22 protein-coding genes are annotated in these 26,250 nt (G+C 67.8%); 5 read left to right on the plus strand and 17 right to left on the minus strand.

Annotated features, from left to right (window positions below; genetic code table 11):
• Window positions 1-1,295: pyruvate:ferredoxin (flavodoxin) oxidoreductase (locus tag ACO41U_RS03345; RefSeq protein ID WP_485941585.1), on the minus strand; the 1,295-nt coding region annotated here is incomplete at its 3' end.
• A gap of 420 nt (window positions 1,296-1,715) precedes the next feature.
• Between ACO41U_RS03345 and ACO41U_RS03350 the strand changes: the two genes are divergently transcribed.
• On the plus strand, window positions 1,716-3,329 hold the full coding sequence (locus ACO41U_RS03350) for a pilus assembly protein N-terminal domain-containing protein (protein ID WP_485941587.1): 1,614 nt from the start codon (window positions 1,716-1,718) through the stop codon (window positions 3,327-3,329).
• 106 nt (window positions 3,330-3,435) lie between these two features.
• Window positions 3,436-4,746, plus strand: a complete 1,311-nt coding sequence (locus tag ACO41U_RS03355) for a Na+/H+ antiporter NhaC family protein (RefSeq protein ID WP_485941589.1) — start codon at window positions 3,436-3,438, stop codon at window positions 4,744-4,746.
• A gap of 31 nt (window positions 4,747-4,777) precedes the next feature.
• Here the strand turns inward: ACO41U_RS03355 and ACO41U_RS03360 are convergent, their stop codons facing one another.
• The 15 genes from ACO41U_RS03360 to tal form a co-directional block, all read right to left on the minus strand.
• Complete coding sequence (locus tag ACO41U_RS03360; protein WP_485941591.1) at window positions 4,778-6,403, minus strand: gamma-glutamyltransferase family protein; 1,626 nt, start codon at window positions 6,401-6,403, stop codon at window positions 4,778-4,780.
• Window positions 6,404-6,454: 51 nt separating this feature from the next.
• A complete protein-coding gene (locus ACO41U_RS03365; RefSeq protein ID WP_485941593.1) occupies window positions 6,455-7,036 on the minus strand; it encodes a chromate transporter in 582 nt (193 codons plus the stop codon).
• Complete coding sequence (locus ACO41U_RS03370) at window positions 7,033-7,587, minus strand: chromate transporter (RefSeq protein ID WP_485941595.1); 555 nt, start codon at window positions 7,585-7,587, stop codon at window positions 7,033-7,035. Before ACO41U_RS03370 ends, ACO41U_RS03365 begins: the two co-directional genes overlap by 4 nt.
• A 76-nt stretch (window positions 7,588-7,663) precedes the next feature.
• Window positions 7,664-8,977, minus strand: coding sequence for a tRNA (N6-isopentenyl adenosine(37)-C2)-methylthiotransferase MiaB (gene miaB, locus ACO41U_RS03375; protein ID WP_298780487.1), 1,314 nt, complete (start codon window positions 8,975-8,977; stop codon window positions 7,664-7,666).
• 14 nt (window positions 8,978-8,991) lie between these two features.
• Entirely contained in the window at window positions 8,992-10,290 is a 1,299-nt protein-coding gene (gene purB, locus ACO41U_RS03380; protein WP_298780489.1) for an adenylosuccinate lyase, read from the minus strand.
• Window positions 10,291-10,337: 47 nt separating this feature from the next.
• Entirely contained in the window at window positions 10,338-10,943 is a 606-nt protein-coding gene (locus ACO41U_RS03385) for a DUF4416 family protein (RefSeq protein WP_485941598.1), read from the minus strand.
• Window positions 10,936-11,910, minus strand: a complete 975-nt coding sequence (locus ACO41U_RS03390; RefSeq protein WP_485941600.1) for a hypothetical protein — start codon at window positions 11,908-11,910, stop codon at window positions 10,936-10,938. Before ACO41U_RS03390 ends, ACO41U_RS03385 begins: the two co-directional genes overlap by 8 nt.
• Window positions 11,907-12,836: a signal recognition particle-docking protein FtsY gene (gene ftsY, locus ACO41U_RS03395; RefSeq protein WP_485941602.1), complete on the minus strand. Its 930-nt coding sequence runs from the start codon at window positions 12,834-12,836 to the stop codon at window positions 11,907-11,909. The genes ACO41U_RS03390 and ftsY overlap by 4 nt, the downstream gene beginning before the upstream one ends.
• Window positions 12,837-14,147 carry a PSP1 domain-containing protein gene (locus tag ACO41U_RS03400; protein WP_485941604.1) on the minus strand — a complete coding sequence of 437 codons (1,311 nt, stop codon included), beginning with the start codon at window positions 14,145-14,147 and terminating at the stop codon, window positions 12,837-12,839.
• Window positions 14,119-14,886: a hypothetical protein gene (locus ACO41U_RS03405; protein ID WP_485941606.1), complete on the minus strand. Its 768-nt coding sequence runs from the start codon at window positions 14,884-14,886 to the stop codon at window positions 14,119-14,121. The genes ACO41U_RS03400 and ACO41U_RS03405 overlap by 29 nt, the downstream gene beginning before the upstream one ends.
• Complete coding sequence (locus tag ACO41U_RS03410) at window positions 14,862-15,314, minus strand: DUF327 family protein (protein ID WP_298778429.1); 453 nt, start codon at window positions 15,312-15,314, stop codon at window positions 14,862-14,864. The genes ACO41U_RS03405 and ACO41U_RS03410 overlap by 25 nt, the downstream gene beginning before the upstream one ends.
• Window positions 15,311-16,024, minus strand: a complete 714-nt coding sequence (gene tmk, locus ACO41U_RS03415; protein WP_485941608.1) for a dTMP kinase — start codon at window positions 16,022-16,024, stop codon at window positions 15,311-15,313. The genes ACO41U_RS03410 and tmk overlap by 4 nt, the downstream gene beginning before the upstream one ends.
• Window positions 15,981-17,849 carry a SpoIVB peptidase S55 domain-containing protein gene (locus tag ACO41U_RS03420; RefSeq protein ID WP_485941610.1) on the minus strand — a complete coding sequence of 623 codons (1,869 nt, stop codon included), beginning with the start codon at window positions 17,847-17,849 and terminating at the stop codon, window positions 15,981-15,983. Before ACO41U_RS03420 ends, tmk begins: the two co-directional genes overlap by 44 nt.
• A gap of 231 nt (window positions 17,850-18,080) precedes the next feature.
• Window positions 18,081-19,185 (minus strand): peptide chain release factor 2 gene (gene prfB, locus ACO41U_RS03425; RefSeq protein WP_485941612.1). Its coding sequence is split into 2 segments (ribosomal slippage): window positions 18,081-19,115 and window positions 19,117-19,185, totalling 1,104 coding nucleotides; the frame shifts between segments, so codons are not numbered across the junction.
• Between the two features lie 185 nt (window positions 19,186-19,370).
• Complete coding sequence (gene tal / locus ACO41U_RS03430; RefSeq protein WP_485941614.1) at window positions 19,371-20,456, minus strand: transaldolase; 1,086 nt, start codon at window positions 20,454-20,456, stop codon at window positions 19,371-19,373.
• A 263-nt stretch (window positions 20,457-20,719) separates the two neighbouring features.
• Here tal and ACO41U_RS03435 point away from each other — a divergent pair, with 263 nt between their 5' ends.
• The 3 genes from ACO41U_RS03435 to ACO41U_RS03445 all read left to right on the plus strand — a co-directional run bounded on the left by ACO41U_RS03435 (window position 20,720) and on the right by ACO41U_RS03445 (window position 23,809).
• The gene (locus ACO41U_RS03435) at window positions 20,720-22,024 is read left to right on the plus strand and encodes a 3-deoxy-D-manno-octulosonic acid transferase (protein WP_485941616.1); all 1,305 of its coding nucleotides are present in this window, start codon (window positions 20,720-20,722) and stop codon (window positions 22,022-22,024) included.
• Window positions 22,025-22,091: 67 nt separating this feature from the next.
• Window positions 22,092-23,303, plus strand: coding sequence for a hypothetical protein (locus tag ACO41U_RS03440; RefSeq protein ID WP_485941618.1), 1,212 nt, complete (start codon window positions 22,092-22,094; stop codon window positions 23,301-23,303).
• Window positions 23,300-23,809, plus strand: coding sequence for an aminoacyl-tRNA deacylase (locus ACO41U_RS03445; RefSeq protein ID WP_485941620.1), 510 nt, complete (start codon window positions 23,300-23,302; stop codon window positions 23,807-23,809). The genes ACO41U_RS03440 and ACO41U_RS03445 overlap by 4 nt, the downstream gene beginning before the upstream one ends.
• Before the next feature lie 114 nt (window positions 23,810-23,923).
• Here the strand turns inward: ACO41U_RS03445 and ACO41U_RS03450 are convergent, their stop codons facing one another.
• Complete coding sequence (locus ACO41U_RS03450; RefSeq protein WP_485941622.1) at window positions 23,924-26,086, minus strand: methyl-accepting chemotaxis protein; 2,163 nt, start codon at window positions 26,084-26,086, stop codon at window positions 23,924-23,926.
• Between the last annotated feature and the right edge of the window lie 164 nt (window positions 26,087-26,250).

Raw genomic sequence — 26,250 nt, forward strand, 5'->3', positions numbered from 1 at the left:
CCCACCGTGCCGTCGGAGCCGAGGCCCCAGAACTTGCAGCAGACCGTGCCCTCCGCCGCGGTGTCGATGTGGTCCTGCATCGGCAGGGAGCTGTCGTTCACGTCGTCCACGATACCGATGGTGAAGTCGTTGCGGGGCTCATAGAGCTTCAGGTTGTCGAACACCGTCTTGATGCAGCTCGGCGTCGTGTCCTTGGAGCCCAGCCCGTAGCGGCCGCCCACGACCTTCGGGGCGTTGGGGCCGTAGTCGAAGAACATGGAACGGACGTCCTCGTAGAGAGGCCCGCCCAGGGCGCCCGTCTCCTTGCAGCGGTCCAGCACGGCGATGGCCTTGACCGTGGAGGGAAGCGCCCGGAAGAAGTACTTCGGGGAGAACGGACGGTAGAGGTGCACCTCGATGAGGCCAACCTTCTCACCCCTGGCGTTCATCCAGTCCACGACTTCCTCCGTCGCCTGGCAGACGGAGCCGATGGCGACGACGACGCGCTCCGCGTCCGGCGCGCCGTAGTACTGGAACGGGTAGTACTCACGGCCGTGGAGCTTCGACACCTGGCGCATGTACTCCGCCACCACGTCGGGCACGCGGTCGAAGTAGGGCTGCGACGCCTCCTTGGCCTGGAAGAAGATGTCCGGGTTCTGGGCCGTGCCCTTGACGAAGGGGTTCTCCGGGCGCATGGCGCGCTCGCGGAACGTCTCGATGGCGTCGTAGTCCACCAGCTTCGCCAGGTCCGCATAGTCGTAGACGTCGATCTTCTGGATCTCGTGGGACGTGCGGAAGCCGTCGAAGAAGTTCAGCACGGGCACGCTCGTCTCGATGGCCGTCAGGTGGGCCACTGCAGCCAGGTCCGCCGCCTCCTGCACGCTGCCGGCGGCCAGCATCGTGAAGCCCGTCATGCGGCAGGTCATGACGTCGCTGTGATCTCCAAAGATGGAGAGCGCGTGGGTCGCCAGGGCGCGGGCGGAGACGTGGAACACACCGGGCAGGAGCTCTCCCGCGATCTTGAACATGTTCGGCAGCATCAGCAGGAGCCCCTGGGACGCCGTGAAGGTGCTGGCCAGGGCGCCCGCGGAGAGCGCGCCGTGGATCGCGCCGGCCGCGCCCCCCTCGGACTGCATCTCCGTCACCTTGACGGTCTTGCCGAAGATGTTCTTGCGGCCGTGGGCCGCCCACTCGTCGATGTGCTCCGGCATGGGCGACGAGGGCGTGATCGGGTAGATCGTCGCCATCTCGGAGAACGCATAGGCAACGTGAGCGACCGCCTCGTTTCCGTCCATCGTTTTCCAGTTACGCTTCATGAAAAAATAACCCCCCTCAAAATGAATCCGACGGGAAGCCCCAAGGGCTCCCTTCGGCAAAGAAGACCGGCCCTTCCGCGCGCGCCGCTCGTCGCCCGCGCCCCCTTCTTCGGAAGAACCCAACGCAAAAAATTTTAAAGGACACACTCCAAGACTTCTTCGACTATTATTGTACTACAATCCGCGCAATTTTGAGCGTCCCGCCCGCGCATTCGCGCCGTCCCCCGGAGGCCTACGTCCGCCTCTGCAGCGGCGCCTTCGTAAAGAAAAATTGAGGTCCGGCGCGCCACGGCGTGCGCAAAGGCGTTTTTCCGTGTAAAATTGAGGAAGTCTTTTGCGAGGCGGGTGCCGCCGGAGGCGCACGGCGCTGTGGCGCGCACCAATTTGCAGGAAACTGCAGAAAGAAGAGGTCATGATACCATGAGGAGAACACATTCCGCCCTGACGCTGGCGCTTCTGGCGTGCCTTGCGGCAGGCCTGGCAGGCCCGGCGGGCGCGGCAACGTTCACGGTGACGAGCGGGGCCGACGGCGGCCCGGGCTCCCTGCAGCAGGCCGTCGCCAGCGCCAACGCCAACGGCGAGGCCAACGTCATCAACGTCGCCCCAGAGGTCCGGACCATTCGGACCTCCTCCGAGATGCCCATCACCTCGAACCTGGAACTCAACGGACAGGGCGTTACCATCGAGGGCGGGTCCACCCGCATCTTCAACGTCACCAGGGGCACGGCCGCGTTCCATCGGATCACCTTCACCAAGGGCACGGCATCCTCGCTCCAGAGCGGCGGCGCCGTGCTGGTGAGCGGGAACGCGAACGCGCACTTTACGAACTGCACGTTCTTCGGCAACACCGCAAGCGTGGCGGGCGGCGCGGTCTGCGTGGACAGCGTCAGCCTGAACAACACGACGTTCCAGTTCTGCACCATCGCGGGCAACAGCGCCGCGAGCGGCGGAGGCGTGGCCGTGGCGAACGGCGCGGCCAGCTTCCTGGGCGTCATCGCCGTGGGCAACCGCTCGACGAGGAGCGGCGCGGGCGACGACCTCCACGCCGAGGGGGCGGGCGCCATCTCCTCCGTGCGCTACAACGTCCTGGGGACCTCCAACGCCGGCGTCGGACCGGAAAGCCTGGCGAACCAGAGGGCGGAGGACGTCTTCCTGGCGGCCCCTCTCAAGCTGGAGAGCGCGAACGGTGTCGAGGTCCTGAAGCTCTCCGGAGCCTCTCCCGCGCGCGACCTGATCCCCTCCTCCGCGGCCGGCGCCGTCTCCATCGACGAGTGCGGCACGCTGCGCCCCCAGCTCGTCGGCTACGACGCGGGAGCCTTTGAGGCCACTCCGGTGGCCCTCGTCAGCGCGGACCTCGCCGGGACGCCCTACGTCCAGCTGGGACAGGGCGCGTCCTACGACGTCAAGGTCTTCCCCGCGGACGCCTCCCTGGATGGCAGCGTCCATCCGGGGGGCATTGAATGGATCGTGGGCGACGCCACCGTGCTCAGCGTGGACAGGTACGGGCGCGCTACGGCCCTCCGAGATGGCATGACGACCCTGTCCGCCGTCGTGCACGGCTGGACGGCTGCGGGCGGAAAGGCCTCCGCGTCGACCCGCTCCCTCACCGTCCGGGTCGGAAGGGACGCCCCCATCGTGCTCCTCTCCATGGACGTCATCCCGGATCAGACGCTGGCCCTGAACCAGGTCCGCACCATCACCCCGACGGTGCGGACGACGCTGAACGGCGAGACCCTCGACGTGCCCTACACGCTGCAGGTCACCGCGAACAGCACTGCGGGCGTCGTGGAAGCGACCGTGCTGAACGGCAGGACGATCCAACTGACGGGGCGCGCCCAGGGCACGACCTCCGTCGTCGTCACCGCCTCCGCGAACCTCGGCAGCAGCGGGTACTCCAACTCCACCACGACCAGCAGGTCGTTCGTCGTCACGGTGCGGGAGCGCAAGTCCAGGAAGGGCGGCGGCTGCGACGCGGCATCGAACGGCCTGGTTGTGGCCCTGGCGGCGGCGTTCCTCCTGAGGCGAAGGGCGTAAGGCCTCCGGTCAAAAACGGCAAGGACGGCAAGGCTGAGAGGTCCACGGACCTCCTCCTTGCCGTCCTGAATTTATTCCTATCCCAAAAATGATGGAGAAACGCTGAATGGACCTTACCCTTGCCTTCGTCGTCTTCGCGGCCCTGATGGCCGGATCGTTGGCGTACGGTTACTCCATGCTCTGGGCACTGGCCGCAGGGTTTGTCGGCTTTATGGGCGTGGGGCTGCGCCGGGGCTTCGCACTCCCCTCGCTCCTCCACATGGCCTGGAGGGGCGTGCAGGAGTCCCTCATCGTCGTCCGCGTCATGTTGACGATCGGGGTCCTGACGGGGTTGTGGCGCGCCGCAGGGACCTTCGCCCTCCTCACCGCCTGGGGTCTCAGGCTGATTTCGCCCTCGACGTTCATCCTGTCGGCCTTTCTCCTCTCCTGCACCCTCTCCTACGCCCTGGGGTCCTCCTTCGCCACGGCGGGGACCCTGGGCGTGGCGCTCATGACGGTGGCCCGCAGCGGGGGCGTGAGCGAGTTAGCGGCTGCGGGGGCCATCCTGTCGGGCATCTACTTCGGCGACCGGGCCTCTCCCGCCTCCTCCTGCGCCAACCTCGTCGCCGCCCTCACCTCCACGGACCTCTACGACAACGTCAAGCTCATGATGCGGACCGCGCTCCTGCCCCTCCTCCTCGCGCTCGGCCTCCACGCGTGGCTCTCCTTCAAAAACCCCATGCTCGGTGGGGAGGGCGCGGTGCTGACGTCCCTGAACCTGGACTTTCACCTCAGCCCCTGGTGCGCCCTGCCGGCCCTCGTCATGCTGGTCCTGCCCCTCTTCAAGGTCAAGGTGCTCCACTCGTTCGGGGTCAGCATCCTCTGCGCGTTCTTCTGCGCCGTCCTCCTGCAGAGGACGGGGACGGCAGGGGCCCTGCGCTTCGCCCTCATGGGCTTCCACGCGCCGGAGGGCAGCGTCCGCGCGATCTTCAACGGAGGGGGCCTCGTCTCGATGCTGGAGATCAGCGCCGCCCTCATGATATCGGGCACCTACGCCGGAATCTTCGACGGGACGGGCATCCTGCGGGGCCTTCAGTCCCGCCTCACCCGCGCGATGAACGCGCTGGGGGCCTACCCCGTCACCCTGACCCTGGGGACCCTGGCGAACGCCATCTTCTGCAACCAGACCGTCGCCGTCATGATGACGGTCCACGTCGTCCGGCACCCCTACGAGGAGCGAGACCTGCCCCCCGCGGAACTCGCCCAGGACATCGCGAACTCCGCGGTGATCACGGCAGGGATGGTGCCCTGGTGCATCGGCTGCTCCGTGCCCCTGACGATGATGGGGGCAGGAGCGGGGGCCGTCCCCTACGCCACCTACCTCTACCTGCTACCCCTCTGCTACCTCCTGACCCGCCGTCGCTGGTTCCGGGGCTGAGGCGGGCTGCCGCTCCCCTCCCCTGAGCCGATCACCAGGCCGCGACGCAGCCGTCCGTGCGCGGCTCCGTGGCCCCGACCAGCGAGCCGTCCTCCGTCCGCCAGATGATCTGTCCCCGCCCGAAGCCGTTCGAGGACACCTCAGGCACGACCTCGTGCCCCATGGCCTCCAGGACCTGAGCCTCCGACGCGGGAAAGCCCGGCTCCACGGCGACCTTCATCCCGCCGGTCCACTGCCAGCGTGGCGCGTCCAGCGCCTCCTGCGGGTTCATGCCGAAGTCAACGACGTTCATCACCACCTGGACGTGCCCCTGTGGCTGCATGAAGCCGCCCATCACGCCGAAGGGCCCGACGGGCCTCCCCTCCCGCGTCAGAAAGGCCGGAATGATGGTGTTGTAGGGCCGCTTGCGCCCGGCGATGACGTTGGGGTGATCCGGGTCCAGGGAGAAGCAGTGTCCGCGGTTGTTGAGCCCGATGCCCGTCCCGGGGATGACCACGCCCGACCCGAAGCCCATGTAGTTGCTCTGGATGAAGGAGACCATACAGCCCTCGCCGTCGGCTGCCGCGAAGTACACCGTGCCGCCCGGCATGGGGTCCCCCGCGCTGCGCTCCTCGGCGCAGTCCCCGATCAGCCTGCTGCGGTCCGCGCCGTAAGCGTCCGCCAGAAGCTCCTTCACGGGGACGGGGCTGAAGCGCTGGTCCGCCACGTAGCGGTGGGCGTCGGCAAACCCCAGCTTGATGGCCTCGATCTGGCGGTGGAAGGTTTCGGCGCCGTCCCGCTCCCGGAAGTCGAAGTTCTTCAGGATGCTGAGGGCCATGAGGGCGCAGATGCCCTGCCCGTTGGGCGGGATCTCCCACACGTCGTAGCCCCGGTAGCTCACGGACACGGGGTCCACCCACTCCGGCTCGAAGGCGGCGAGGTCCTCCAGGGTGTAGAAGCCGTCCGTCGCCTGCGCGAAGGCTGCCATCCTCACCGCGAGCGCGCCCCGGTAGAAATCCTCCCCCCCGCTTTTGGCGATGTCCTCCAGGGTCCTCGCGTGGTCCTCCAGGCGCACCACCTCTCCCGCACGGGGCGCCCGCCCCAGGGGGCAGAAGGTGGGGAGCCAGGCGACGAACTCCGGCGAGCGAAGGCCTCTGAACCTCTCAAAGGCCCTGGTCCAGTTGAAGGCCACGTTGGCAGAAACGGCGTACCCGCCCCGGGCGTACTCGATGGCGGGGGCAAGGACCTTCGCCAGGGGCAGACGCCCCATCCTGCGTGAGAGCTCGCACCAGACCGCCACCGCTCCGGGCACCGTCGCCGCGCCCCAGCCATTCACGGGGTTCCTCTTCCAGCCGCGTTCCCGCCAGGCGTCCAGCGACCAGGCCAGGGGGGCGAAGCCGCTGCCGTTGATGCCATGGAGCCGACCGTCCTTCCAGACGAGGGCGAAGGCATCGCTGCCAAGGCCGTTGCTGGTGGGCTCCACCACCGTCAGGGACGCCGCCGTGGCGATGGCAGCGTCCACGGCGTTGCCCCCCTCCTTCAGGACGGCCAGCCCCGCCTGGGCCGCGAGGGGTTGAGAGGCGGTGACCATCCCGCGGGAGCCGTAGACCACGTTGCGGCGCGACGCATAGCGATAGCGCTGCGGGTCAAAGCGCAGGACGTCGAACGTACAGGACAAGGCGATCACTCCTTGTTAAGGGATTATTTAGAGAAACAGGGAAGGCAGGGTCTACGGGGTCGCCAAAAGCCCCCTCAGGAGCAGCCCCATCAGGGCAGCGAAGAGGATCAGGAGCTGGGGGTAGGCCTTGAAGGGCCTGAGCCTGGAGAGCGCAAGACAGAGGAACGCCAGAGCGATCAGGGCCAGCTTGGGCAGCATGGCGCGGAGGGAGGATGGCGCGGGCAGCAGGGGACGGGCCAACGTGCAGAAGGCGACGAACAGGAGCCCGGCCACCGCGGGGCGCAAGCCCTTTTCAAAGGCAGTGATCCGTTCCTGCGCCCTCTGGGAGGCGCGGGAGATCAGCCACAGCAGGAGGACGATGACCAGGAGCGGCGTCGCGACCACCGCCGCGCTGGCCCCCAGGGAGCCCCAGAACCCCGCCATGCGGTAGCCGACGAACGTCGCGGAGTTCAGGGCCACGGGGCCGGGCGTCATCTGCGCCAGGGCCACCGTCTGGCCGAACATCTCCTCCGTCAGCCACGGGCGCACCTCCACCAGCTCGCGGTGGATGAAGGGGATCGTCGCGAGGCCCCCGCCAAAGGCCCCCATGGCCACCTTGGCGAAGACGCCCATCAAGAGCAGGACCGTGTTCATGACGCCCGCCCTCCTCTGGGGAGGAAGCGTCCGCCCAGGATCGAAACCAGCCCTCCTGCGGCCAGGGCGATGAAGGGGTTGACGTCCCAGACGAACAGGAGCCCCGCCGTCGTCGCGAAGGCGAGCGCCTGGGGGACGCCCTTCAGCACGGAGGACCGGATCATCTTCCACAGGGAATTCCACACCACCACGACCACCCCCGCCGTCGCCCCAAGGAAGAAGGAGATCAGCCAGGGGTTCTTCAGGTGTTCGATGATGAGGGAGGACAGGAAGAGGATGCTGAGGAACGGGGCCGTCGCCGTCCCCAGGACGGCCGTGACGGCGGCGGGGAGGCCGCCCATGGCCCTGCCGGCGACGAAGGAGAGGTTCGTGGCGATGGGGCCCGGCACCGCCGTCGCCAGGACGATCATGTCCGCGATCTCCTCGTCGGTGAACTCGCCCGTGGCCCGGACCTCGGCCTCGATCACGCCCAGCATCACGATGCCTCCGCCTATGGTAAACGCTCCGATCCGGAAGAACCTCACGTAGATGGACCACAACCTTTTAAACATCGAAGAATCCCGACCTCCCGAAGACCTTGCCCGGCTCCGCCCGCCTGCTTCCTTGTAGACGGAGCCAGGCCCCTCCTCAAACCCTTTCCCCATGCAGACACCAGGACTCCGCCTCCGTGATCCGCACGTCGACGAAGTGCCCCAGGAGCGCCTCGTCGCCGGGGAAGATCACGACCTTGTCCGTGGGTGTGCGGCCCTGGAGCAGGCCCGCGCCCCGCGGCGCCCGTCCGTCCGCCAGGACGCGGTACGTGCGGCCCTGGAGAGCCCGGTTGATGGAGAGCGTGATTCCGTCCTGCAGCTCGTTGAGCCGCGTCAGGCGATCGAGCCGCACCTCCTGGGGCAGGGCTCCGGGCATCGTGGCGGCCGGCGTTCCCTCCCGCTCGGAGTAGGCCGCACTGTGCACCAGGTCGAACCGTATCTCGGAGAGCGCGCTCAGCGAGTCCTCGAAATCCTCCTCCGTTTCCCCAGGGAAGCCGACGATCAGGTCCGTGGTCAGCCCCAGCTCCGGCAGGGCCCCGCGCACCATCGCCACCTTCTCGACGAACTCCTGGCGCGCGTACTTGCGGTTCATCCTCTTCAGCACCCTGTCGCTCCCCGACTGGATGGGCAGGTTGAGCGAGGGACACACCGCCGGCTCCTCCGCCATCACGTCCACGATGTCCCGCGTGAAGTCCTGGGGCAGGGAGGTGACGAAGCGCACCCGATCCAGCCCCGGCGTCCGCGCCACGCTCCGCAAGAGCTCCGCAAAGGTCGGCCCGCCGTCCAGGTCCCTGCCGTAGCTGTTGACGTTTTGGCCCAGCAGCGTGACCTCCCGCACGCCGTCCTCCACCAGCGCCCGGACCTCGTTCAGGACGTCCGGGGCAGGGCGGGACAGGAAGCGCCCCCGCACGTAGGGCACGATGCAGTAGGTGCAGAAGTTGTCGCAGCCGTAGGCGATGGTCACGTAGGCCCGCCACGGGTTCTCGCGGCGCGTCGTCACCTCGTCCAGCTCAAAGAACTCCCGCGGGTCCGCGTCCAGCAGGTCCAACTTCACGTCCTCCGCCACGACGCGCTCCAGCCCGTCCGGCAACATGCCGATGTGCCGCGGCCCCGAAACGAGGCGCACCCACGGGAAGCGCGACAGGGCGCGTTTCCCCAGGCTCTGCGCGATGCAGCCCGTCAGGGCCAGGACGGGGCGATGGTGACCACTCCAGGACGCCTCGTAGCGCCCCAGGTCGCTCCACACCTTTTGTTCGGCCTTGGCGCGGACGCTGCAGCCCGTGATGACCACCAGGTCCGCGTCCTCTTCCTCCGCCTCCCGCCAGCCCCGCCGCAGGAGCACCGTGCGAACCCTGTCGCTGTCGTAGACGTTCATCTGACAGCCGTAGACCTTCATGCAAAAACGATGCAAGGCCGCCTCCCGCGTCAATCCCCGTCGAAGCGGGCGAAGATGTCGTCCACCCAGCGCGCGTAAAAGTCGCTCTCGAAGAGGGCCTTGATGCGCTCCGGCGGCACGAGGCCCTGGATGCGCCCGTCGCGCAGCAGGAGGTCCAGGAAACGCCCCTCCCCCGCCGCCGTCCTCATGGCGTTCTCCTGCACGACGGCGTAGGCCGCCTCCCGCGACAGGTTGAGCTCGTCCAGCAGGAAGGTCAGGACGCGCTGGCTGTAGACCAGCCCGCCCGTCATGTCGATGTCCTCCCTCACGCGGGCCTCGTCCACCACGAGTCCCGTCAGGATGCCGGTCATGCTCCGCGCCATGAAGGCGGCGATGTTGAAGGCGTCCGGCCAGATCACGCGCTCCACCGAGGAGTGACTGATGTCGCGCTCGTGCCAGAGCGCCACGTTCTCCATGGCCGTCAGGGCATAGCCGCGCAGGAGGCGCGACATCCCGCAGACGCGCTCGCACTTGATGGGGTTTCGCTTGTGGGGCATGGCGCTTGAGCCCTTCTGCCCTGCACCGAAGGGCTCGAAGGCCTCCCGGACCTCCGTGCGCTGCAGGTTGCGGACCTCAAGGGCCATGCGCTCCATGGTGCAGCCAAAGACCGCGAGGGCGTTCATCATCTCGGCGTGGCGGTCCCGCTGCAGGATCTGGTTTGAGATGCACGCCGGCTCAAGCCCCAGCAGCTCGCACACGCGGGCCTCAAGGCCGGGGGAGCTCATCGCGTAGGTGCCCACTGCGCCCGATATCTTGCCGCTCGACACGTGCCGTTTCGCCAGCTCAAGCCGCTCGCGGTCGCGCTGCAGCTCCGCGTGCCAGTTCAGGAACTTCAGGCCCAGGGTCATCGGCTCCGCGTGGATTCCATGGGTGCGCCCGACGCAGGGCAGGCGCTTGTAGCGGCGGGCCAGAGTCATCACCGCGCCGTCCAGCTCGTCCAGCGCCTTCAGGATGATGTCCATGGAGTCGCGCAGCATGATGGAGCTCGCCGTGTCCAGGACGTCGCTGCTCGTCATGCCCAGGTGCAGGTAGCGCCCGTTCTCGCCCACGTTCTCCGCCACGGCGCTGACGAAGGCCACGACGTCGTGCTGCGTCACCCGCTCGATCTCGTGGACGCGCTCCACGGAAAAGCGCGCGTTGGCCTCGATGTCCAAAAGCGCCTCCTCCGGGACGCGCCCCATCTCGCACCACGCCCGCGCCGCCGCAAGCTCCACCTTCAGCATCACGTTCAGGCGGTTCTCCTCCGCCCAGAGCGCGTCAACGTCCCGCTCCGCATACCGTTCGATCACTCTAAACATCCTCCTCACAGGAGCGCTGAATTACCAAGCGCACTCCCTCAAAACTCCGACGACGGGCTCCGCCCGGCCCCGCCTCTCCCGCGCGCTTCATCCTCCCGCCGGTGGTACGATGGGGCACAGCAGGGCCGCTCCGCCAGCCACCTCTCCCGGACGGCGCTGAGGAACGTGTCGTAGACGCCGCTCTTGAAGTCGGGGAACGTGTAGTCAAAGCTCGTCCAGCTCCCAAACCGGAAGCGCATCGTCACCTCGGCGTAGACGCCGTCCCGAAGCCAGACGCGGTGCGCGTGGTCCTTGGTGGAGGCCAGGACGAGGCGCGCACCGTCCACGTAGCCGGGGTCGACGTTGACGGCCCGTGGGGTCCGGCTCCGGGCCTCGACGGCGCAGGACTGACGCTTCCAGTCCGCCAAGCCTCCCGCCCCCACGAGGCCGGGGAAGCAGAGGAAGGTCCGCACGAGGCGCGGCGCGATGTCGCGATAGTAATCCGTCAGGGTGAAGGGCACGGGCTCCCCCACGAGGTCCGGCGCGCCCCAGAGCTCCAACAGGGCCTCCAGGGTCCATCGCAGCCGCCCCTCGTCGCCATCGGGCCAGAGGACGCCCGCGATGCGCTTCACCAGCGGTCCGTCCCGACGATCGGCGTCAGGCATCGAACCCGCCCGGCCCCGCCTCCGGCCCGTCGGGCCGCACCTGCCCCGGCGTCAGGAGGGCCATCGTCTGGGGCCCTATGGCCTTTAGGACCTCGTCCTCCTTCTTCGGGGCGTCGGCCTTCCTGCGCCCGCGCCTCCTGGGCCCCTCCGGCTCTCCATCGTCCTTCATCCGCCTGCGCCGCTTGGGCTCGGCGGCCGGCGGCAGCCCCTCCACGCAGAGGTAGCCCAGGAAGCGCCCCTGCCACTCGCAGGGCCAGGACTGCCCCTTGAAGTCCTCAGGCAGGGAGTCCGCACGGCGCCAAGAGGCTCCCCCGGACTCCAGGACGGTCGCCCAGCGGCGGCCCACGGCGGCCCACCAGGAGATGTCCTGCGCCTCCGCCAGGTCCCCCGTGCAGTCGTCTATGATGAAGACGTCCCGGTCCACGCGGCGAAAGGTCAAGTAGCAGGGCCGTTCCCTGCCCTCCAGCTCCACGATGAACTCGTCCTTCTCCGGGAGGTCCGCCACGCTGAGCCGCTCCAGGTCCGACCCGAACGCCGCCATCGCCGCCCGGTTCAGCTTCACGCCCGTCCGGGCGCATAGGGCGAAGGGGACGGGGGCCTCCCACCACTCCGGGTACTCCGGCTCCGTCCGGCTGACGGCTTCACTGATCGTCGCCGTGCGGGCACCGCGCCGCTCCAGGACCAGGGCCTGGGTCGCGTCCGGGTTCGGCAGGCCTTCCGGTGCCAGGGGGCGGAACAGTCCATCCCTCGCCAGGGCCGGAAGGTCCCGCACCGGCGCCTCCGCCCTTCCCCGTTCCACCAGGACCACGAGCTGCTCCTTCGAGAGGACGATGGGGTCCGCGCCGTCGGGCAGGTAGACGCCGTAGTCCAGCATCAGGCCGTACATCGCCCTGAGGAAGACCAAGAGCGGTGAGCTTCGCGACAGCGACCGGAGCCGCTCCTCCTCCGCCTCCCGCGCCGCGGTCATCGTCCCGCCTCGCCTTCCATCAGCGCCGCCGCGAACTCGGCCGGATCAAAGGGGCTGAGGTCCTCCGGGGCCTCGCCCAGGCCGATGCAGCGCACGGGGATGCGGAGCCTGCGGGCGATGGCCAGCACCACGCCCCCCTTCGCCGTGTTGTCGTACTTCGTGAGCACGATGGAGGAAACGGGCAGGATGGAGTTGAAGGTTTCCGCCTGCGCCACGGAGTTCTGCCCCAGTACCGCGTCCAGCACCAGGACCGTCTGGACCCGCTCCTCCCCCGCCTCCCTGACCAGCACCCGCTGGATCTTGCGCAGCTCCTCCATCAGGTTGTGCTTGTCGTGAAGGCGGCCCGCCGTGTCCACGATGAGGAGGTCCGCGCCCGCGCTTCGAGTGGCCTGCCAGGCGTCGAAGGCCACCGCCGCGGGGTCGCTCCCCTGCCCCTGGGCGACGACGCGCACCCCAACCCGCTCGCCCCAGACCTGCAGCTGCTCCACCGCCGCCGCCCGAAAGGTGTCCGCCGCGGCCAGCACGACGCCCTTCCCCTGCCCCTTGAACTGCAGGGCCAGCTTTCCGGCCGAGGTGGTCTTGCCGCTGCCGTTGACCCCCACCATCAGGAGCACCTGGGGGGCGGGCTCCGTTTCAAAGGGCTTCCCCATCCCAGGGACGGACAGGAGCTCCGCCGTGATCCTCTCGACGAAGACGTCCCTCAGCGCCTCCGGCGAAGCGATGCCGCGGGCCCGGACCTCCCCCTTCAGGGATTCCACCAGCTCCTCGGACAGATCGACCCCGACGTCCCCGGCGATCAGCCGGTCCTCCAGCTCCTCCCAGAAGGCGTCGTCAAAGGAGCTCCCTGAGAACAGCTTCGCAATGCCGCCGCTCCAGCGCTCCTTGACGCCCTTCAGCCCCTCCTTCAGACGCGCAAAAAACGCCATTTAGACCTCCTCCTTCCCCTGGGCCCCATCGGGACCGGAACTCCGGGGGCCCCGTGGCCGCCTTGGGCGATCCGGCCTGCGGCGCGGCCTTGGACGACGTTCCTCCTCGCCGTGCCGGGCCCCCTCCGCCGCTGCGTTCGGGACTGGAGCCGGGCCGTCCTGCCTTGAGCGCGGAGGGCGCTCCCCATCCTGCCGCCTAGGAGGACGCCCTCCTCTGCGTCGGGGTGCTCCTTCCATTTCCCCGCGCGGGGTTCGCTCCGCCGCACCAGGCCGGGCCTCCTGCTCACGCCGCCCGGTCCGGCGCTCCTCCGAGACCGGGGGCACGTCCCTCCGCCTGCCGTCCCCTCCGCGGGCGGGGGCAGGGTCAGACCGGCGCCCGCCCGCAGGGAAACGGCGCCCCGCGCCTGCGGGACGCGGGAGGGCCTCCTCGTCGCCCCATTCCTCGCCCCGCAGCACAGCCGCGCGGAAGTCTTGGAAGTCCGCTACGGGAACAGCGGCGACGCGCCCCGACGGGGTGCGCACCTGCACCCGTTCCGTGGCCAGGTCCACGCTCTCCAGGACGTAGGTGCCGTTCTCCGTCCTGATCTTGCTCCCCGGTCCGGGAAGCCCCTTCCACAGCGCCCCATAGGTTTCGTGCTCGTAGGCCATGCAACACATCAGCCGGCCGCAGATGCCGGATATCTTGGTGGGGTTCAGCGCCAGCTTCTGCTCCTTCACCATGCGGATGCAGATGGGGGTGAAGTCGTGCAGCCAATAGCTGCAGCAGCAGGGACGCCCGCAGGGCCCGATCCCCTTGACGACACGGGCCTCGTCCCGCACCCCAATCTGCCGCATCTCAATGCGGGTGTGGAAGTCCCGCGCCAGGTCGCGGACGTAGGCGCGGAAGTCCACGCGCTGCTCGGACGTGAAGTAGAAGAAGAGCTTTCGACGGTCCAGCATGTACTCGACGTCCACCAGCTTCATCTGCAGCCCGTCCTGTTCCAGCAGGATCTCCCGCGCACGGACCAGCGCGCGCTCCTCGTCGCTGCGGCAGCGGCGGTAGTTCTCCATGTCCTCCGGTCCGGCGTTCGCGACGAATTCCACCTCCTGCAGCATGGGCTCCGGGCCGCGCGCCTGCTCGCCGTTCTCACCGAGGCAGGACGCGCGGTACTTCGCCTCCTGCTCCTGAGAGAGGGGACCGCCGAGGCGCCCCATCTCAAGCCCCCGGACCGTCCTCAGCAGCACCCACCGGGACTCCGCCAGGTCCTCGTCCGCTATCTCAGCCAGGCCAAGGTAGCGCAGCTTACCGAAAGTTGCCAAATAAATGCTCAAAAGGAAGTTCCTCCCTGAGTGCTAAGATCAAAAGATCGCAGAGCATGGGGACGGAGAGGTTCTTCGTCTCCGCAATTGTCCTGAGCCGGTCGAGCTTTGCAGCCCGCGGGGCGTCCCCGCGGCGCAGGGCCCAGGTCGCCCAGGACGCCAGCGCCGCAGCGACCGGCACGTCCCCACCTCGCGCCCCCTCCACCCAGGCGAGCCATTCCCCGTCGCTTGACGGGGGCGGAGCGCCCTCCGCCGCGGCGGGCGCCGCCAGCGTCGTGAACCGGGCACGGCTCCTGAGGGTGGGCAGGATCACGCCGCCCTCCAGGAGGAAGAGCAGGCAGGCGTGGGAAGGAGGCTCCTCCGCCAGCTTCAGGAGGCTGTTCGCCGCCGGCAGCAGCAGTTGGTCCGCGGACAGGACGACGCCCAGACGTCGGACGGAAGCGGCAGGCTTCAGGGCAAGGTCCTGGATCAGCGTCCTGCACGCGGCGACGTCCGGCGCCCGCCCGACCTCCCCCGCCACGACCAGGTCCGGATGCCCCTCCCGCACGGGGGACGGGGCGTCGGGACCGATGTCGAGCGTCAGGCGCGCAAGGCGTTCCAGGAGCGCCGGGTGCCAGACGAGGGGCGCCGAAACGGCCCTGCAGTGGGGGACGTCCCCCGCCGCGAACTCCTCCTCCAGAGTCCGCCAGGCGCAAAGGGCCTCAAAGGGCTCTGCCTTCCCCGCGCTCACATCAGGAGAGAAATCAGACAACCCTTGATCTCCTCCATCAGGGCCAGCGCCCTCGTGCGGTCCCCCTCGTAGAGGAAGGCCTCCTCCAGCTCGTCCATGGCCGCCTCCGTCCTCTCGATCGTGACGTACATCTTCTTGTCCGTCTTCCGCCAGCGCAGATCGCGCTTGATGCGCAGCCCCTGCATGGCGCGGCGCAGGAGCTCCGTCAGCACCGAGCGGTACTCCGCCAGGAGCTGCCCCGACGGAAAGACGCTCAACCGGTCGGAGATGTCGTAGAGCCGGTCGAGGAGCTGTTCCAGCTCCGACGACTCAAGCGCCGCCTCAAAGGAGTTCGCCGGGGAAACGGCGCCTGCGGGCGCAGCGTGCCGTCCGCCGCCTCCGCCCGCCCCGACGGGGGCCTTGGTCGCGGAACCGCCGCCCAGGCCCTGCTTCACCCGGAGCGAGTTCAAAGCAGCACCCCAAGGTGCCTCAGCACCCCGCGCCGGACCTCTCGCGCCACGTCCTCCGGAGCGCCTGCGGCCGGGACCTCAAGGACCCTCCGGGGCTCGCGCCGCGCGATTTCCGCATAGACCCGCGCGACCCTCTCCATGAACTCAAGCCCGCTGGCCTCGAAGCGATCCCCGCCGCCCCGATCCGCCAGGCGCTTCGCGGCCGTCCGCGGGGGAAGGTCCAGGAAGATCGTCAGGTCGGGCACCGGAAAGTCGCAGGCCGCCAGAAGGCGCTCCAGAAACGCCGGGGTCACCCCACGCCCTCCGGCCTGGTAGGCTCTGGTGGAGTCCGTGTAGCGCTCGCACAGGACGATCTGTCCCGCGGCGAGGGCCGGCAGCACGACCTCCGCCAGGTGCCCCTTCCGGTCCGCCAGAAACAGCAGGAGTTCCGTGGCTGCGTCCGGGATGTGGCCGTGCAGGATCAGCTCGCGAAGGGCCTGCCCCGCCTCCCAGCCGCCCGGCTCGAACGTTCGGAGCACGTGGCGCCCCGTCTCCGCCTTCAGCCACTCGGCCAGGAGCGCGGCCTGGGTACTCTTGCCCGATCCGTCGATGCCCTCCAGCGTGATGAAGGGGGGGCACCAGGACGCCTTGTGCGGGGCGTCGCCTGCCGTCGTCCGTTCCATGGGGTCAGAACCGGGCCTTGTCGGCGCCGCTCTCGTCAGAGTCCTCATCGGAGTCGTCCGTCACCGTCACAAGACGCCGCATCAGGCCGTCCACGAAGCGGTCCGACCGGAGGATGCGAAGGCTCCCCTCTCGGATGCGGCGTTCCTTCGTCTCGCTCAGGTACTCCGTTTCCTCAGGCAGGAGCTCAGGGGGAACCCCCTCCTTCTCTCCGTCCCCGCGGCCCTGAGGCTTTTCCCTGGGGTCCTTTTTGCCGCCGCCCTTGCCGATCTCCCCCACGTCCTTCCCCTTCCCGATCTTCTTCAGAGCCGTCGCCATGGAGTCGCTGAGCAGCTCCACCACGAGCTCATCGTTCGCGTCGAAGGCGGCGATCTCCTCCAGCATACGGTTCAGGCTGTCGATGGACTTCCAGCCGCCCTCAAGGCTCAACTGGGGCAGGGGCTGCGCGCCGCCGCCGCGGACCAGGAGCTCGCAGACGCCCGATGCGTCCTCCGGCACCTTCAGCTTGAAGCTGCGCTTCACGGGGCGCCCCCTCCAGGGCCGAAGCGTCACCGTCACCGGCAGGTCCTCGCCGGGCCGGACCTCGGACGGCGCGTCCACCCCCTCGATGACCAGCACCCGCGGCTCCTCCGTCGCCTCGACCTCCAGCCGGAAGGCCAGGGGCATGACCGCCTCGAAAGGCTGCAGCAGAAACGCATCCATGATCTGGGAGGATTGTTTGAGGGCAACGCCGCTGACGTCCTCGTCGGAAACGAAGACGTCGCTCCGGGTCCAGCCGTTGCGAACGCCCTTGCCCTCGATCCGCAGGGTCACGTTCATCGTGCCCTGCCCGACGCGCCCCCACAGGTCCTCCAGCAGGCCCGCATAGATCGACTCCAGGAGCTTCGCGCTCAGGAACGCATCCGACACGACGCGGAAGCTGCGCTCGACGCGGCGTCCCCGATCCCGGTCCTTCAGCACCAGCGTCGCGGAAACGGAGGCGGGAAACTGTCCCGCGCGGCCTCCAATGCCGGCCGCCCGGTCCTGGGTGACGGTCCCCACGACGTCCAGGGGGCTCGCCAGCTTGAAAGGAAAGGCCTGGTTCAAAACGACCTCGTGGACGTAGGCCCGCGCCGCCGGGTAGGCGGCTCTGCCGCGCTTCAGAAAGGGGTGTCCGAAAGCGAGAAAGCGGCCGTCCCGCGACACGGCCGTCACGGCGCCCGTCGCGGCGACGTCGACATCGCCCCAGGCCAGCATGGCGGCGATGGAGTCCCCCGGCTTGAAGCGGAAGTCGCCCTCCGCCACCTTCAGGGGCCCTCCGGAGGAACCCGGCGTTTCCGCGAGCGTCGCCCCCAGGGCACGGCCAAGCCGCCGGGCCGACCTCTGGGAGAGGCCGGAAACCGACAGGGGGGCCGCCAGTCGGGCCCCACCCTCCGATGCCGCTCCCGACGCGACCGTCCCCTCCCCGTGGGCGAAGATGGCGCACATGACGTCGATCGGCGTCACGAGGGCCAGTCGGTGATCGCCGAACTCCCAACCGCTCCCCACAGCCCCGATGAGCTTCCCTCGAACGTAGACGGGGGAGCCGCTCATCCCCTGGGCCAACCTGCCCGCCCGTTCATTCGCGTTCGGCAGGAAGCGGATGAGGATGACGTTCTCCACCTCCCCCTTCTGGGGGACGACGCTGACCACCTCGACGGGGATATCCGTCGGCTGGGTCCCCTTGAGGACCGTCTTCAGGACTCCGTGCTCGCCCGGCTTCAGGGAGGCCGCAGAGAGCGTGGGGGCCTCTGGCACGAAGGGGCGCACGGCCCCCTCCCCCCGGCCGGCAACCAGGAGCAGGAGCGCGAGAGCGGCGGCTGCCCGCCGCAGGGACGTCCAGGGTAATGAACTCAATGAAAAACACCTCGATACCGGGGAGCGCCTCCAAAACCGAAATCGGGGCCCTGGGCCGGGGCGCCCGACCGCCGCCTCAGGGACTCCGCAGACGCTCGCCCGAAGATAATCTAATTAGTTTCAAGAAAATCGTTGACGCAATCACAGGGCTGTCAGAAGTGACCCAGTAAAACTTCCCTAAATGGGATTACGCCCGCTCCCATCGGGAGGATAGGCCATCACTCGGGCACCCTACAGCTCTTTGCGGGCGCGGAGGCGCAGGTACTCCATGATGAAGTCGTCGATGTCCCCGTCCAGCACCGCCTGAACGTTGCCCTTTTCCAGCCCCGTCCGATGGTCCTTCACCAGCGTGTAGGGGTGCAGGACGTAGGAACGGATCTGGCTGCCCCACGTTGTTTCCTTCTTGTCGCCCACTACGGAGGCCAGCTCGTCCTGCCTCTCCTGAAGGGCGCGCTCGTAGAGCTTGCTCTTCAGGACGTGCATCGCCACCTGGCGGTTCATGTGCTGAGAGCGCTCGTTCTGGCACGTGACGACGATGCCCGTCGGCAGGTGGGTGATGCGGATAGCGGAGTCCGTCCGGTTGACGTACTGTCCGCCCGCGCCGCTGGCCCGATAGGTGTCCACCTTCAGGTCTTCGGGACGGATTTCGACGTCCACGTCGTCCGAGAACTCCGGCGTGACGAGGACCGACGCGAAGCTCGTGTGCCGGCGGTGGGCGGAGTCGAACGGCGAGATGCGCACCAGACGATGCACCCCCCGTTCCGCCTTCAGGAAGCCGTAGGCGTTGTCGCCCTCCATCATCACCGTGGCGCTCTTGATGCCCGCCTCCTCGTCGTTCGTCGCCTCCAGCACCGTCGCCTTGAGGCCGTTGCGCTCCGCGTAGCGCAGGTACAGGCGCAGCAGCATCTCCGCCCAGTCTTGGGAGTCCAGCCCGCCCGACCCGGCGTGTACCGTCAGGATCGCGTTGGACGAGTCGTATTCCTCGTTCAGGAGCAGGATCAGGCTGCTGTGCTCCATCGTGCGGCGGACCTCCGCCGCCCTTCGCTCGAACTCCCCCTGGAGCTCGGCGTCCTCCGCGTCCCGCAGCATGTCCTCCAGGACGGACAGGTCGTCCATCTCGCAGCAAAGATGGCGCCAGCCTTCAATGCGCGCATTCACGCCGGACAAGTCCTTCAGCACGGCCTCGTGGCCGTCCCGCGTCCAGAAGTCCGGCGCCGAGCTCTCCTGGGTCAGGGCCTTTGAGCGCGCCTCCAGAGCAGGCAGGTCAAAGGCTGTCCTGCAGCGTCCGCTTCAGGGCGCGCAGTTCCTCCAATACCGAAATGTTTGCAGCGATCATCCCGACAACACTCCTCCACTCGGGCGAAGGCCCGATACTTTTCCATAATTATATTATCATAAAGCGCAATGCCAAACAGGGCCAAGGGGCAAAGTGCGGGAGATTCAGGGAAGCGCTGAGACAGGATGAGGCTGCCGCCCCTCCGGCGCGGCTGGGGACGGCAGACTTGAGGTTCTGTGGCGGGGTCAGGCTCTGGCGCCGGCCTTTCTCTCGATGGCCTCCAGGAGGGACCGGAAGGCGCCGTTGAAGGACTCGATGCCGTCGGCCAAAAGCTTTTCGCAGATGGCCTTCCGGTCGATGCCCAGCTCCTCCAGGCGCCTCAGCCGCGATCTGGCACCGGCCAGGTCGTCCTCGATGGAAACGGCGGCGCGCCCATGGTCCAGGAAGGCCGTGATGGTCTTCGGGGGCACGGTGTTGACCGTGTTTGGGCCGATGAGCTCCTGGACGTACTTCACGTCGGAGTAGGCGGGGTTCTTCGTCCCCGTGCTGGCCCAGAGCGGTCGCTGGACCCGCGCCCCCCTCGCCGCCAGTTCCTGCCACGTTTTGCCCGCAAAGGCCTCTTTCTTAAAGTGCTGATACATCATGCGGGCCCCGTCCACAGCGATCCTGCCGCAGAGGGATTCCTCCCCCTTAGCCGCCAGCGCCTTGTCCACCGCCGTGTCCACGCGGCTGACGAAGACGGAGGCCACGGAGGCAGGGAACGTCGCGCTGATGCAGGAGCTGAGCCCGCAGAGGTAGGCGTCCGCCACCCTCGCGTACTGCTCCTCCGAGAAGATCAGCGTCGCGTTGACGTTCACCCCCACGGCGGTAGCCCCCGCCACGGCCAGGATGCCCTCCGGCGTCGCCGGGATCTTGATCATGACGTTGGGGCGGCCCAGCAGGCCGAAGAGGCGCTCCGCCTCGTCCACCGTGCTGTCGGTGTCCGACGCCAGAAGGGGGTTGACCTCCAGGCTGACGTAGCCGTCCAGGCCCTGCGTCCTGTCGTAGACGGGCCGCAGGATGTCCGCGGCAGCCCCCACCTCCCGAAGCGTCAGGACCTCGTACACCCCGGCTGCGTCCTTCCCCTGAGCGAACAGGTCCGCGATCTCCCGGTCGTAGTCCTCCGTCTGCGCGATGGCCTGCTCAAAGATCGCGGGGTTCGTCGTCACGCCGACGACGCCCTGCTCGATCCAACGCTCAAGCCCCCCGGACGCGATCAGTTCCCGGCTGATCGTGTCCAGCCAGACGCTCTGCCCCAGATCATGCACCTCATGCAGCACCGTTCGAACCAATGCCTTCGCCTCCAAAATTTCAAAAATAGTTTCGATGGGTGATTTGATGACGACGTTGACGGTTTCGGCAGCGACAACGCCCCTCATTATATACTATGATGACGTCCTGTGCCGGGGGTGCAGGGCCTGTGATAAGGCGGTGCAAAAAATCCGGAGGGCTATGGGATAATAAAAAAACGGAGGGCGGCTTGTCCCTCCGCCGAGGGCGGGCCCCTCGGACTCGACGGCCCCTTTACCTTTAAGACGAACGGGAGGCGCCTCCCTTGCGGAGATTGAATAAGGACCGAATGGATCAGGAGCCCTGGGCGTGGCGGGCCGGGATGGCCGCCTACCGCCTGGGCATCAACGCATTTTTCAGGGCCGGCGGCCTGAGCTGGCTCCGCCGGAAGTACAAAGGGATCGGCATCGAGGAGCGCATGGGACGCTTCGCGGACGTGCCCACGGGCGGCGTGTGGGTCCACGCCGTTTCCGTCGGAGAGGTGCAGTCCGCCAGCGCCGTCATCCGCCGCATGAGGGGGGAAACGACCCGCCCCATCCTCCTCTCCACCGTCACGACGACGGGGCAGGACATGGCCCGCCGCCTGCTGGACGGGCAGGTGGATCGGATGATCTACAGCCCCTGGGACGTCGGACGCTACGTGCGGAGCGCCCTTGACGCCGTCCGGCCGGCAGCCTACGTCGCCATGGAAACGGAGCGCTGGCCTGAGATGCTGTCCCAGCTCAAGGCGCGGCGCATCCCAACCTTCCTGGCCAACGGACGCCTCTCGAGCGAGAGTTTCGCCAAACTGAGGCGCGAGGCCTCCTTCTGGCGCGGGGTTCTGTCGTGCTTCACGCGCCTTTTGGTGCGCTTCGAGGAGGACCTCGAGAACTTCTCGGCCCTGGGCGTGCCCCGCGAGAAGATCACCGTGACGGGCGACTGCAAGGTGGACGCCCTGCTGGATCGCCTGGACGGGGCCAGGAAGGGAATCTGGTCCGACCTGCGGCGTGGGGAAGCGCCGCTCTTCGTGGCGGGCAGCACCCACCAGGGGGAGGAGGAGGCCGTCATCTCGGCCTTCCGCATCGTGCGCCAACGGCATCCGGAGGCCCGGCTCGTCGTCGTGCCGCGCCACCCGGAACGGGCCCTCCTGGTCGTCGCCGCCGCACTGCCCTACCCGGACCTGAAGGCCGACCTCCTGTCCCATCTCTCCGACGGATGGGACATCGCCGTGGTCGATCGCATCGGAATCCTCTTCGACCTCTATGCAGCGGCCGACGCCGCCTTCGTGGGAGGAAGCCTGGTGCCGAAGGGCGGACAGAATCCCATTGAGCCTGCGCTGTTCGGCATCACGACCGCCCACGGCCCCAGCATGACGGACTTCCCCGACACGAAGCGGATGGACGCTTTGGGGGTTGCGCGCTGCGTGCACGGCCCCCAGGAGCTGGCCGGCATCTGGGCGGCTGCCCTTGACCCGGCGACGCAGGAGGCAGTGCGGCAGGCATCCCAGGCCTACTTCGACACGCTGGGCGGCGCGTCGGCGCGGACCTGGGAGGTCATTCGCGAGTACGTGAAGGACGTGAAGGTCCCGTGAGCGGCCCCGCACGTCGAGGACTGCAGCTTATCGCTCGTTATATCAGTCAGGAGGACGAGGACGCACGATGAACACGCTTTTTGGAGGGCCGCAGGTCGAAGGGTTCAGGGCCTCGCTGGACGGTCGTTCCCGCGAGGCCCTGGACGAGGCCGTCCGCCGCATCGTCGCGGCGAAGAGGCGCGGCGGGAAGGTCATGATCGTCACGGGCAGCGGGCCCAACATTCACGAGGGGGTCACGACGCTCCTCGCAGAGCTCATCCGCGTGGGGCTGGTGGACGCGGTGTCCACCAGCTCGGCCGTCGTGTCGCACGAGATGGGCGGCGCGCTGGATCGCGTCTTTCGCGTGGACGCCGCCGCGCTCGGCCTGGAAGAGCGCGTTCTGCCGCGGGGAGGCCTCTTCGAATTCACGCGCATGACGGAGGCGGAGCTGGAGGAGCTCCGGCGGGAGATGCCGCTGGACGAGGACCTGCTGAGGCGCGGCAGGGACCTTCCCATACACAGCGACATCATCAAGGCGGCGGGCAACATGGCCTACCCCATGGGGCTTCGAGGCGAACGGCTGGCCGGGGAGATCATGAACCTGGCCCGAATGTACGGGCTTCCCTTTGAGGAGGTCGCAGGCTGGGGATGCGACCCCATGACCATGCTGGGCGCGGCGGCAGGGCGTGGCGTGCCCGTGCTGGTCACCATCCCCCAGCTCATCGGCGGCGGCGCAGTGGGCATGTCCATCGGGGACAGCATCCCGATCTCCCAGCGTTCCATGCGCCTCTCTCGAATGTTGGCCACCTGCGACGTCATCATCGAGTCCGCCGTGGCCCTGACGCAGGAGGTCCACGACGGCCCCTTCGAGTGCTACACGGGGCACGGCATCTGGGCCAGCTGGTCCGGCCAGGCCACATACAGCCTTCGGGACAAGACGCTGGTGCGCATCGACCTGGACGAGAACCTGAGGCGCGCCGTGGAGCTGTCCCGGACGGTCCAGGAGGCCATCGACAAGGGCCTGCCCAAGACGAAGGCCGCGAGGATTCCTTTCCGTATGGAGATGTCCGCCTTTGCACGCCACGAGGGCAGCCTGCCCATCATCGGCGACATCGGCCGCGTCTGGCCGGTGTTGGCTCACGACGCGGCGCGGGAGCTCGGCATTGAGCTGAAGTTCCTCTCCTCATCCCAGGAAACGCCGGAGGGCGCGGCGATGCGCGACTGGATCGTGCAGAACGTGCGCCCGCTGGATCGCCGCAGGATGCTTGAGCGCGCGGCGGAGGAAGGGCTGCGGCCGTGAGCGGCAGGACGGCGGACCGGACGAACGCCATGCGCCGGCTTGAGGCATGCGGGGCAAGCTACACTCCTCTCACCGTTCCCATGGACGGGACCGACGCCGTCAGCGCCGTGGAGGCGGCGCGCCTTCTGCGGCGCGGGACGGACGAGGTCTTCAAGACCCTCGTCACCGTGGGGAGGAGCCGCGAACACTACGTGTTCGTTGTGCCCGGAGGGCGTGAGCTGGACCTGCGCAAGGCGGCCCGCGCCGTGAACGAGAAGTCCGTCGAGATGGTCCACTCGAAGGAGCTCCTGCCCCTCACCGGCTACGTGCATGGAGGATGCTCCCCCGTGGGGATGAAGAAGCCCTTTCGGACCGTCGTGGACGCGTCGGCGGAGGGGCTCGCGACGATCATCGTCAGCGCCGGAAAAATAGGCCGGATGATGGAGCTCTCCCTGGAGGACCTGCGGCGGGCCGTGGACTTCACGACGGAGGACCTGACCGCGGAACAGGCCGCTGTGCCATCGTAAGCTGCCGTACTCCGAATCCTACGCGCCGTAAAGCGGGAGAGGTCCTCCGGCTTGCTTCGCCGAAGGACCTCTCCCGCCTCGTTCTCAACGGTTCGTTTACGCTCGCTACGAGGGCTAGCCGCGCAGGGCCTTGCGGCTGCTGCGCCCCCTGTCCTCAGAATCCTCCACCTTGAAGACGGCGATGGCGTCCTTCACGTGCTGCACCAGTTCGGCCTGAGCGTCCGACTCCTTCGTGGTGCTGGTGGACACGGCCGTCGCTTCGTCCATGGCCTCCGCGATCTTCTCCAGGTGCGCCAGGATCTCGGAGCTGGACTTCGTCACGTTGTCGATGCCCGCCGCAATCTCCTTGCTGGAGGCCGCCTGCTCCTCGGCAACCGCCGCGATGTTCTGGATCCGATCGTTGGCCTTGTCGATCTGCTCCATCGCCTCGGACAGGGAGTCCTTTGCCGACGTACCCTTCTCCATCGTCTGGCTCAGCAGCGTCGCCGTCTCGTCGCTGGCGGACTTCGTTTCCCTTGCGCTGCCCTGCAGCGTTTCGATGAGGGCCCGAACGTTGCCCGCCGCGCGGTTCGACTCCTCCGCCAGCTTCCGCACGGACTCCGCCACCACGGCAAAGCCGCGTCCCGCCTCTCCGGCGCGCGCCGCCTCGATGGCCGCGTTCAGCGCGAGGAGGTTCGTCTGGTCCGCGATCGAGGTGATGACGCCCACGAACTCGCTGATCTTGTCCACGGAATCCACCAAGTCCTGGAGCTTCTGTCCGCTCTCCTGGGTCTTTCTCTGCAGCTCGCCCATGTCCTCGATGGTGCCCTGCACCGTATCGACCGCCTTGTTCGTCACCGTCGTCATGTTGGAGATGAACTCAGCGCAGTCCGTCGCCGCCTGGGCGGAGGTCATGGACGCAGCGGACATCTCCTCCGTCCCCGCGTTGCTCTCCTGAAGTGAGGAGGAGTTGTTCTCCATCAAGGAAACCGCCTTCTGCACGGCATCCTTCACCCTGGTTGAGGAGTCCAGGCTCCTCTTGCAGTTGTCCAGAATGTCGACGGACTTCGCCGCGGCCTGGTCCGCCGTCGTCAGGACCTCGCTCACGGCCGTGCGCTGGGCCGCGATCATCTTCATCAGGGCCTCGCCCAGCGCGCCCAGCTCATCGCGGCCGTCGTAGGGGAAGTCCTCCCGCTTCAGCGTCAGGTCCCCGCCCTCGGCCCGCGCGGTGAGATTCACCACGATGCCAAGAGGCTTCGAGATGCCGCGGGCGATCGCCCAAGCGATGATCGCGCCGAGGACGATGGACAGGACGACCAGGGACAGGAGCAGCGTCAGAGCGTTGCCGAGGGCGTTGTAGCTCCCTATCACGAGCTCGTTGACCTTTCGGTCGATCTGGCCGTAGATGCTCAGGGCACAGTCCTCGATCCCGCCGGCGTTCTTCAGGCACTCCTCCATGATGGACTGCGCGTCGCGGTACGCCTTCAGAATGTTCACCATGTCCGCTTTGGCGGAGCGCACCAAACCGTCGTCCGAGGCCAAAAGGTCCTTCAGCCAGCCCTCGGAAGCGGAGTTTTTGAAGGCGTCGTAGTCCGCCGCCCACTTGTCAAAGTCCGCCGCAGCGCCCTCCAGAAGCGCCACATCCCGCTTGTACAGGGCGTAGACGTACTGCCTGCGGAAGAGCGTCAGCTTGTACCGCAGGTTCGCCGCAGCGCCCATCTCGTTCGCCCCGCTGCGGCCACCGCCCGCGGCGTTGTAGTCCGCCGTTTCCGGCTTCGAAGCGGAGGACTTCTCAAGGATCGTCCCTATGACCTCCGTCGTCTTTTCAAGGTTGTCCGTAAGGGAAGCCATGGCTGCATGCTGGGAGTGCAGCGTCGTTTCGTAGGCGGCGACGTTCCTGCCGAACGCATCGAGGTAGCCCTCCAGCTCGGGGAGCGTCCTGACCTGCCCCGAAGTCGACGTTCCTCCCCTCAGCACCTGCATCCTCGGCTCCGGTGCCACCAGCTCGTTGACCTTCCTGGGATGGTCCCTCAGGGCGTCCAGAGAACTCTTCAGCGCATTGAGGTCCTCCTGGGACTCCGAAAGGCGCAGCGCGCTCAGGTTGTTCATCACGACCTCCAACGCGTCGTTCATGTCGCTGATCAGGGTCGAAAGGTCCGTGATCTTATCCAGGTAACGTATCTCCTCCTGCACGTGCGAGATGCTGCTCCAGCTGAAGATCGCGGCCACCGCAAACAGGGAGAGCACCAGCCCGAAGCCCAAAGCAAGCTTTGCAGATATCCTCAAGTTCTTCAACATTACTATAACGCTCCCTTACTCAAGATATTCGTCCGACTCCGGACCAGCAAAGCCCGTGCCGGACGCCGCATCGCATGGTTCCGACGCCGCAGTCAATGGACCCTGGGCGGTATTCCCTCCCTCGCCATGAGCCAAGCCAGCGCGGCGAACGTCTTGGAGTCCTT

This window comes from Fretibacterium sp. (assembly GCF_057312375.1).